The 9,820-nt window shown below is 56.9% G+C and carries 9 protein-coding genes; 3 read left to right on the forward strand and 6 right to left on the reverse strand.

The features are described 5' to 3' along the window. The 5 genes from ENI00_RS15470 to ENI00_RS15490 form a co-directional block, all read right to left on the reverse strand. A partial coding sequence (locus ENI00_RS15470) for a DinB family protein (protein ID WP_304104338.1) occupies nucleotides 1-496 on the reverse strand: 496 nt, incomplete at its 3' end. A gap of 416 nt (nucleotides 497-912) precedes the next feature. Then, nucleotides 913-1,989 (reverse strand): AbrB family transcriptional regulator, encoded by a 1,077-nt coding sequence (locus ENI00_RS15475; protein WP_304104339.1) that lies wholly within the window; start codon nucleotides 1,987-1,989, stop codon nucleotides 913-915. A 22-nt stretch (nucleotides 1,990-2,011) separates the two neighbouring features. Then, a complete protein-coding gene (locus ENI00_RS15480) occupies nucleotides 2,012-3,517 on the reverse strand; it encodes a tripartite tricarboxylate transporter permease (protein WP_304104341.1) in 1,506 nt (501 codons plus the stop codon). A gap of 10 nt (nucleotides 3,518-3,527) precedes the next feature. Continuing rightward, nucleotides 3,528-3,977: a tripartite tricarboxylate transporter TctB family protein gene (locus ENI00_RS15485; protein WP_304104343.1), complete on the reverse strand. Its 450-nt coding sequence runs from the start codon at nucleotides 3,975-3,977 to the stop codon at nucleotides 3,528-3,530. Further along, nucleotides 3,974-4,960: a Bug family tripartite tricarboxylate transporter substrate binding protein gene (locus ENI00_RS15490; protein WP_304104345.1), complete on the reverse strand. Its 987-nt coding sequence runs from the start codon at nucleotides 4,958-4,960 to the stop codon at nucleotides 3,974-3,976. The genes ENI00_RS15485 and ENI00_RS15490 overlap by 4 nt, the downstream gene beginning before the upstream one ends. A gap of 156 nt (nucleotides 4,961-5,116) precedes the next feature. On the opposite strand from ENI00_RS15490, the gene ENI00_RS15495 reads away from it, so the two are divergent. The 3 genes from ENI00_RS15495 to ENI00_RS15505 are packed head-to-tail and all read left to right on the forward strand — an operon-like array spanning nucleotide 5,117 to nucleotide 8,212. After that, nucleotides 5,117-5,785: a response regulator gene (locus ENI00_RS15495; RefSeq protein ID WP_304104347.1), complete on the forward strand. Its 669-nt coding sequence runs from the start codon at nucleotides 5,117-5,119 to the stop codon at nucleotides 5,783-5,785. Continuing rightward, a complete protein-coding gene (locus ENI00_RS15500) occupies nucleotides 5,782-7,176 on the forward strand; it encodes a sensor histidine kinase (protein WP_304104349.1) in 1,395 nt (464 codons plus the stop codon). The genes ENI00_RS15495 and ENI00_RS15500 overlap by 4 nt, the downstream gene beginning before the upstream one ends. A gap of 1 nt (nucleotide 7,177) precedes the next feature. Continuing rightward, a complete protein-coding gene (locus tag ENI00_RS15505; protein ID WP_304104351.1) occupies nucleotides 7,178-8,212 on the forward strand; it encodes an ABC transporter substrate-binding protein in 1,035 nt (344 codons plus the stop codon). Nucleotides 8,213-8,297: 85 nt separating this feature from the next. Here ENI00_RS15505 and ENI00_RS15510 read toward each other — a convergent pair whose 3' ends face one another. Then, nucleotides 8,298-9,644: a S41 family peptidase gene (locus ENI00_RS15510; protein WP_304104353.1), complete on the reverse strand. Its 1,347-nt coding sequence runs from the start codon at nucleotides 9,642-9,644 to the stop codon at nucleotides 8,298-8,300. Nucleotides 9,645-9,820 lie beyond the last annotated feature (176 nt).

Genomic DNA, 9,820 nt, shown 5'->3' on the forward strand with positions numbered 1-9,820 from the left:
CATAAACAGGCAAGAGCGGATTGCAGGCGAAATTGTATTTGAGGTCCGTCAGCATGAGTTCCTGATGCTGCTGCTCGTGGTTCAATCCCAGAATCAGACGCGCATTAATCTCTTTTTGGTCGGCTTCGGGCGGACAATCAAGTAGTTCAGCCATGGCCTGATTAACGTGGCGACGATACGACATCACTTCATCAAGGCTGGGGCGAGACAATAAGTGGCGTTTGGGTCGGGGATGCTGCTTGCCAATACCGTTGTAATACGAATTGAAGAGAACCTGAAATTGCTCATCAAAAAGACGGTAATGACTTAGAAAGGGAACCAGAATAAATGTTTCAAAAAACCACGTGGTATGGGCCACATGCCATTTCAGCGGACTGGTATCAGGCATTGCCTGGAGGTTGCAATCCTCAGGGCTGAGAGCCTCACACAACAACTCGGACTGGTCTCTGACCTGACGAAATCTGAAACTGTTATCGAGAGGCGCTTCTTCTAGCATGGCCGTTGAACTCCTTCTTTTAAGGGTGGCGGCGCGTACAATTGGCCGTTCAATCACCTTTAACACTCACAATACGCACTGTGGGGGTATGTTCAATTACAGGTTAGTCATGCCTTTCGAAAGTTTCTACGTGAAGTCTCATGAATATGGGTGATCAGCTTTTGTATTGATGTGGCAGATAATTGGCTACGGCAGCTATCCAAAAGCGTTCGCGCTGGGTTGCCCATCATCGATGACTTCGTGCCAACTCCACCCATTTTTTTCAATTAGCGCCTTGAGAAGTTTGCGCCTTTGGCTCACAGCAATCGTGCTGTGTTGTTCGACCAACCCATCGCGCCGGTGAATCAAGTTCTCCGATTTGTCGGGCTGACGGGCGTAAAGTGCTTGCTCCAGATCCGCGAGCGTGGCGGTCCATTTCATGCGCGGTGAAGACGTTTCATCCAGGCGACTAGCATTGGCGTCAGCAGGATCAGCACCGTAATGCGCAACAAATGGTGGGAAGTTACAAAGGCAGGCTCAATACCCAGTGACAGCGCCACCAAACTCAGTTCTGGTGCTCCGCCGGGCATGTAGGCCAGCAGCGCGGCGGCGGCAGAATAACCGGTGATCAGATGGGCGGTCCAAGCGGCAACAAAGGCGGTCAGCAACAACACCAGCGCCTGAGCAAAGGCAATCAACAGGTTGAAGCCAACGGCTGCCAGCGACGTGCCGGCAAAACGCACGCCCACTGACACGCCAATTAGCACCTGGGCGAAAGCAACAATGAATGGCGGTACACTGGCATCGCTGGTGCCGGTGATGTGCAACATAGCAGAAGCCAGAACCGGGCCAAACAATAGAGGGTTCGGCAAGCGCAGCAGGCGCCCTAGCCAGTAGCCGATCACACCGGCGCCAATCAGCAGCAGAGCATCAGCGAAGTCAGGAAAGCTGAACCACTGGGCCAGAGTGATAGCGGGAGCTTGCAGACTCACATGGCCAATAACGTGCAAAATGACGGGGATGGCCAGTAACACCACCAGAATACGTACAGCGTGGGTCAGACCCACAACGCGCAGGTCGGCGTCAGTTTCAGAGGCCATCAGGATTACGGTGGATACGCCGCCGGGCATGCCGGCGTAGGCGGCGGTGTCGATGGAATTACCGGCTATGCGCCGGCTCATCCACACTGACACCATCATCATCACTGCGGTACTCACCAGCATGATAGTCAGGCTGGTGGCCCACAACGCAATATCGCCACCCATATCCGCTGTAAACGCGGTGCCCAGCATCACGCCGATGATTACCAACACCGCCTTGCGCGAGGTGGTGGGCGCCTGCAGCCGCGCGCCACCCAAGCTCAGCACTGTGGTTACAATCAGCGCGCCCAGCAACCAGGGCAGCGGCATGTGGATGGCATAAGCCAAACCACCACCACAAGCGCCCAGCAACAACGTTGGCAACAGCCTTACTGAAGCCAAACAATGGCGCTTCATCGCCTTCAACTTTCTCACCACTTTCGCCCCCCGACCCCGATCAGGTATGGGTTAGGGCCTTGGATGGCCGTAGTTTCGTCATAATCAGCGGTGCAATCAGCAGCAATCCCGCCGCAAACCACAATCCGATGGAAATGCCCGACTGCAAAAGTATGCCCAAGTCCCCACCACTGATCGACAGCGCGCGGCGCAGGTTATCTTCCATCAAACCGCCCAGCACATAGCCTAGAATGATCGGCGCCAGCGAAAAACCAAGCTTACGCAGTGCGAAGCCCAGCACGCCAATCACCAGCATCATGTAAATGGCGGTCAAACTTGAGTGCAACTGAAACACGCCCACGAATGCCAGAATGGCGATACCGGGAACCAGCGCCCAGCGTGGAATGGTCAGCACTTTTGCAAACAGGCCGGCCAGCGGTAGGTTCAGCAACAACAGCACAATGTTACCAATGTACAGCGAGGCGATCAGGCCACCCGCTACTTCCGGGCGCTCAGTAAACATCATTGGCCCAGGAGTAATGTTGTACAGCATCAGCGCGCCCAACAGCACGGCGGTGGTACCCGAGCCTGGAATGCCCAGCGTAAGCATGGGTACAAAGGAGCCCACAGCCGCGGCGTTGTTGCCTGCTTCCGGAGCGGCCAAGCCACGCATATCGCCGGTGCCAAAGGTGTTGTCTTTATCTGACAGGCGCTTTTCAGTGGTGTAAGCCACCGCACTGGCGACAGAAGCGCCGGTTCCCGGAAGCACGCCCACAATAAAGCCTATGATGCTGCTGCGGAGCATTGCCCATTTGCAGTACATGATCTCTTTCATGTGAACCATCACCCGGCCCACCGGCGGCATTTCGTCTTCCGCTTTTTTGCTGTGAGCGTGCTCCAGCATCAGCAAAATCTCACTGATGGCGAACAAGCCTATGATCATCACCACAAAGTCGACGCCGTCGTAAAGCTCTGGCATATCAAGGGTGTAGCGCATAACACCGGTGCCAGAATCAACGCCAATCATAGCAACCAGCACACCCAGAACAGCGCCAATGCCGGTCTTGACCGGATCGTTGCCCATCATTACGGACATAGAGGCAAAGGCGAACACCATCAACCCGAAGAATTCAGCCGGGCCAAACAGCACCGCCACTTCTGCCAGCAAAGGTGCAAATAGCGTCAAACCCAGAATGGCAACGGTCGCACCTACAAACGAGCTAACGGCAGAGAGCCCCAGCGCTGGCCCAGCCAGGCCTTTTTTCGCCAATGGATGACCGTCTAACGTGGTCATTACCGCACCGGCATCGCCGGGTACGTTCAGCAGAATACTGGACATGCGGCCTCCGTACTCGGCGCCGGTATACACGCCCGCCAGCAGAATAAGTGCAGATTCCGCCGGCAACCCCAGGGTGTAGGCCAGCGGCATCAGAATCGCGATGCCGTTGATCGGACCAATGCCCGGCAAGGCGCCAAATAAAGTGCCCAGCAAGGCACCCATAAACGCCAGCCCCAGGTTCAGGGGCGTTAGCGCGACATCAAAACCGTGAATCAGAAAATCGAACATGGCGCAGGCCTCAGTTAAATTTGGGCAGCCAATAGCCAGTTGGCAAAGAAATCCCCAACCCCAGGGTGAACAGGTAGTAGCTGCCCACTGACATCAACACACCCGCCAGCCAGGCCTTCTTCCAAGGGGCCTCAAACAGGCGCGCAAGGAAAAGCACGGTTACAACGGTGGTGATCAAAAAGCCCAGGCGGGTAAACAGCATGGCGTAAACCAGCAGAACGGCCAGCACCGCAAGCAGCCTTAACGCGACGTGTTTATCTGGCCATTCGCCGTTTTCGCCGGGGCGAAACACCAGCACCAGCGACAAACCGGCCAGAATGGCCGCGAGCAGGATCGGAAAGGCCTTCGGCCCTACCGGTTCGTAGCTGAACATGACCTCAAACTGAGACGCGTTAAAGGCAGCAAGCGCCGCCAAACCGATCAGGGCGAGCCCTAAAATCCGGTCGGCGGCGATTCTCATTGAGTCAGCCCTACTTCTTTGGCGAGCTGCTTGAACTGTACAACTTGCTGTTTCACATACGCATCGAAATCTTCGCCAAAGCGTGCCATCGGGAACAGGCCGCGGGCTTCTCGCAGTTCACCAAACTTCTCTTTTTCAGACAGTTCTTTGAACAGCTCGACCCATGCGTTGTACGCCTCGTCGCTGACGTCCGGGCCCATATAGTAGCCGCGCCAGATCGGCCATTCCACGTTGTAACCTTGTTCAATAGCGGTAGGAATCTCGGCGTAGGGGCCGCCAACGCGTTCTTCAGACAGTGCCGCCAGAACCCGGATCTTGCCGCCGTCCAAATGCGAGCGCAGCTCAGACAAATCACCCGTGTAGACTTTGATGTGCCCGCCCAAGAGCGCAGCCAGTGACTCACCGCCGCCCTCAAACGCAACGTAACGCAGATCGCGAGGTGAAATATCCGTGGCCTTGGCAATCAAAGCGGCTTTCATCCAGTCCTGACTACCCACGGTGCCACCAGCACCGAATACAATTTCGCTGGGACCTTTTTTGAGATCTTTCATCAGTTCATCAAGGTTCTGCCAGGGCGCATCCGCTCTGACTACGACGGCTCCATAATCCGCTCCCAGCGCCCCCAACCAGCGAACTTCACCGGCGTCGTACTTGCCGAACTTGCCCAGTGCCAGGTTCACTGCAGCGCCGGTACTGGCGGCCACAATCAGGCTGGGGTCGTCCCTGCGCACGCCGTTGACATGATTATAAGCAACTGCGCCGATGCCGCCCGGCATATAGCTGACCATCATCGGGCGATCAATCAGTTTGGTGTCTTGCAGGCCATTGGCCGCAAGGCGGCAGGTCAGGTCGTAACCACCGCCAGGCTTGGCCGGGGCGATGCACTCGGTGGCGCCGGATTGAGCAGCAGCATTGCCAGAAACCAGAGCCGCGCTCATAACAAGAGGGGCCGACCAGCGCAGAAAAACGGGATTGAGCTTCATAAAAGACTCCTGTGTCTTTATTTTTCGCAAGGGCGAGAGAGCGCTTTCTTGCGGATACTTTTGTATGTGACCCGATCGATAGTAGAGAGGTAACCTGTCATCAACCTGTCAGACCTCTATAATTGTCACCCTAACCCAATATGAGACACCCGCTTAATGCGCCTGCTTATCGTCGAAGACGACCCGCTGATTGCCGGTTCCCTGACCCAATGCCTGGCGCCGCTGGGTAATACGGTGGAGGTGTTTCACCGTTTAAGCGAGGCTCGTGCAGCACTGGCCCATAGCCAGTTTGATTTGGTGGTATTGGACTTGGGTCTGCCCGATGGCAGCGGGTTGGCGCTGTTGACAGAGATTCGCAACCGCGGCAACGCCACGCCCGTGTTGATTCTGACTGCCCGTGATGGCGTGGCCGAGCGTGTACAGGGACTAGACGCCGGCGCCGACGATTACCTGACCAAACCTTTTTCGCTTCCGGAATTGCAAGCTCGGGTGCGGGCACTGTTGCGCCGTAGCCAACAGCGCACCGATAATCGCCTGCGCTTTGGCCCCCTGTGTTTTGATCAAATATCCGGCGACGTGACTCTGCACGGCGAACGCCTGGACCTGCCACCCAGGGAACTGGGACTGATGGAAGGGTTGCTGCTGCACGCCGGGCGCATTGCGCCACGGGAACAGTTGCTTGACCGGCTGTTCGGATTCGGCGAAGTCGGGCCCAATGCCCTGGAGGTCTATATCAGCCGCCTGCGTAAGCGCCTGAGTGGAAGCGGTGTGCGCATTCGTACACTGCGCGGGCTTGGCTACCGGCTGGAGGACGATTCAGAGTGATCGTGGTTGAGGGTTCGCTCAAGAAAAGCCTGGCAGGCTGGCTGCTGGCCACCGTTGGGATACTGGGCACTTTCCTGCTGATTGAAGCCTACACCAGCGCCGAAAGGGCAGCTAACCATGCCTACGATAGCCAACTGGAAGCCGCCAGCCTGACCATCGCCGAGGCCGTTCAATGGCAAGATGGCCAGCCCGTGGTGGAAATACCGGCCGCCGCCTTCCAGATTCTGGCCACTGACCAGCAAGAGCGAGTGTTCTACACGCTCTTGAATGCTTCAGGCCAGCAGGTAACCGGCAATCTGGATGCGGAGATGACGGCAAGCTTGCGCACAACCTTCAGCAACGGCCCGGTGTGGACGTTTGCCCAGAATCAGGATTCACGCATTCGTATGTATGGCCGCGAACTGAAATCTGTGGGCTGGGAATCTACCGAGCCGGTACAAATCTGGGTGGGCCATACCGTGTCAGGCCGCGACGCACTTGCCACCGAGCTATTTCTGGCCACCCTCACCCGCTTTCTGACCATGGTTGTGTTGACCGCGGTGCTGTCGATACTGGCCATCCGCATGGCATTGCATCCGGTGCACCGTCTGCGAAGGACGCTGCGCAGGCGCCATGCAGACGACGTTAGCCCGCTGGATGCGCGGGTGCCTGGCGAACTCTATGAATTGCTAGAAACCCTGAACGCTCTGTTCGAGCGCCAACGACAAGGCCGTAACACCCTGCTGCGATTTACTGCCGACGCCAGCCATCAACTCAAGACACCGCTGGCCGGGCTACAGAGTGCCAGCGAACTGGCGCTGATGAGCGACAACCCCGAAGACTGGCGCCAGGCACTACAAACCGTTCATGACAGCAGCGAGCGCACCAGTCGGTTGGCAGGTCAACTGCTGAGCCTGGCGCGCCTGCGTCATGGCTCTGGCGAAAGCCAAACCCGGCTCGACCTGGCTGATTTGCTGCGAGAAACGGTGATGGAGTGGGCTGAACGCGACGCCGCGCAGAACCATGATCTGGGCCTGACAGCACTGCCGAATCGCCCGGTGTATATCCTGGGCGAACCCTGGTCGCTGCGGGAAATGATCAGCAACTTGATCGACAACGCCCTGCGCTACACACCCGCCGGCTGTGACGTCACTCTGAGCCTGGAGCCCACCGCAAAACTGATAACGCTGACCATTGAAGACACCGGCCCCGGTGTCAGCGAGGATATGCTCGACCGGCTGCATCAGCCTTTTGAACGGAATGGCCGTCAGGACACCGCAGGTTCCGGCCTCGGCCTGGCCATTGTGGACTCCATTGCGCGAATGCATAACGCAACTCTGCTGATTCGCAGTGAGCCCAGCCAAGGCTTGTGTATTGACATTCAGTTTCCTGCGCTGCCGGAGGTAGCTTGAAATGATACGACACCTGCGCGCCTGCCTGGTTCTTCTATGCCAGTTACCAACAGTCGTAACGGCACAAAGCCCAGTGCCATTAACGGTAGAAGCCGCTCTTGATCGTGAAGTCGTCGCCCCACTGTTGGAGGCGTTTGAACGGGCGCACCCGGACATCGCGCTGACCTACCACGACCGATCCACACTGCAAGTCAATCAACGGGCGCGTACTGCTAACCCCGCGCCCGATGTGGTGATCAGCTCAGCCATGCCATGGCAAATGGCGCGGGTGAACGAAGGGCTGTCGCAACCGCTGGATAGCAAAACCGCACGTAACTGGCCGGCCTGGGCCAAATGGCGCAACGAAGTGTTCGGTTTTACCTTCGAGCCCATCGTGACCGTGTATCGACTCGACCTGGCGCGCCACATGGTGCCACCGAGCACCCATGCAGACATGCACTCCCTTCTGAGGACCCATCAGAATCTTCTGCGTGGCCGGGTTACCACCTATTCGCCTTCCGCCAGCGGTATTGGCTTGATGCTGTTCCAGCAAGACGCCCGTTACTCACCCCGTTTCTGGGACCTGGTTGCCGCCATGGGCGCCGCCGACGTGAGCTTGGAAAACAACACCCAGGCCATGCTCGACGGTCTCACCGATGGCACCTACTGGTTAGGCTACAATCTGCTGGGTTCCTACGCCCTTCTCTGGGCCCGCAGCCACCCTGAACTGATTGTGCAGATTCCCCAGGACTACGCTCTGGTGATGATGCGTATGGCCTTTGTGCACCGGGATGCGCCCAATGCGGAGGCCGCAAAAATCTTCATGGACTTCTTGCTCGGCGCCGACGGCCAGCGCGTGCTGGCCAGCGACACCCCACTATTTAGCGTACTGCCAGAAGTCACCGGGCCCTATACCGCCCAACGCCTGCGCGATCAGATTGGCGAACGGCTGTACCCTATTCCCATTAACGCGTCATTGCTGGCGTTTGATGATCCCCTGAGGCGCAAGTTGTTTATGAAACGCTGGAGCCGGGAGATAAATATTCTTGGGCCTTGAGCCATCAGATCGGATGCCGCGATGAACCTCCGTAACAGGATTGCCTGCCTGTTCCAGAAGGCTATTTCGCAGCCTATATAGCCAATCACCCACCCACCAGCTTGAGCACCCGTTCCAGCATAGGATCTTTCCCTTCCTCACGCCCCTTTCGGCCAAGATAGTGCATACGGATATGAGGAGGAATGCCAACGTCTTCGTACAGTTGGCCATCATAGGCCCGGTAGATTTCGTTGGATAAGGTCATATGCCAACCATTTGGCAGGTGGCACTCAAGGGTGTCAGAAAGGATGCCCTGGGTGGGCTCGCCAATCAGGGTTAGGCGTGGGTGCTGCAGCAATGAAAGCACAAAAATTTCTGCGGCACTGGCCGTCAATTCGCTGGTCAGCACAAACAGGTTGCCACGGTACGTCTCGCTGGCAGGAACGACATGGACCGGCTGCTTACCGGTGAATCCGCTGCCATGGCGAGCCGATTTGGTGAAAGCCAACCGCTTTCGATCCATCAAATAGGCGGCCATGCGCAGCGCCACGCCGTCATAACCCCCGCCGTTACTGCGCAGATCTACTATCAGATTGGAGAGATCGCCCACATCGGCCAATACCTTCCGCATCACATTATCAACGGCCATCAGATCGGCCGCCGGCTCGCCGGTCTTGCCGCTTTGGCCAGCCATGGCCCGGATATTCATATACCCGACGGCGTTATTGAGGCGCCCCCACTCCAACAGTCGGTTGCCGCCATGGCGAGCGCCGCCCATAAGGTAGTCTTCATGGATAACGGCGTGCAGCCATTCTTTCAGATCGCCAAGATAGCTTGGGAGATCCCGGTCATCGTTGGCATCTTCAAGCTCCTGCGTCAGCCGTTGGTAAAGTGCGGGTTGCGCGCCGGCGTTGTAATGACCCCAGGGTGTATTCAAGCGAATGTGGCCATCTTTAAGCGGCCTGAGCATCGCTGCCATGGTTGCAAACAGGGTTTCCCGGGAACTGCGGGCGTTAATTTGCGGGCGATAGGTGAGATACGCCTGATCCCACGCCACGCTTTTCAGTTCAAACAAGGCGTACTGCTCGTCGAACGTTCTCCAAAAGATTTCGAAGTTATATTCGGGATCTCTTGCATCATTCCTGCGAGTTGCAGCGGCAGTTGCCGGTAACGCCTTCAGGCAACGAAAACGGATGCGCGCCACACCACTGACCCGATGCGCGCTGAACGCATGGCCACCCGGAGACACCACCACATCCTCGTAATATTGATTGAGCTCTTCGATGGTGCCTGTATACAGCTTCCGACAGCTAATGGTGGTTTCTTCAAACAGGGTGTATTGATCTCTCTCTATCAGAAGTATTTTGCCGTAACCCTGCGAACGCCAGACACCCTGAAGGTCGCTAAAGACAGACACAGGAGGGGAACAATCACGCTTTTGATCAATCTTCATAGAGAACTCCAGGTCCGTTTGTGCGACGCTTGTGTAGTGGTTCAATGATTCCGGACACCAACTTAGGTGGTAATATCGCCACCATAAGCGAGGTGTCTGATGACCAGGAAACGACGTTCTTTCACGCCAGAGTTCAAACAGGAAGCGGCCTGTTTGGTGCTTGATCAGGGCTACTC

Source organism: Marinobacter antarcticus (assembly GCF_011049865.1).
Classification (GTDB): Bacteria; Pseudomonadota; Gammaproteobacteria; order Pseudomonadales; family Oleiphilaceae; genus Marinobacter; species Marinobacter antarcticus_A.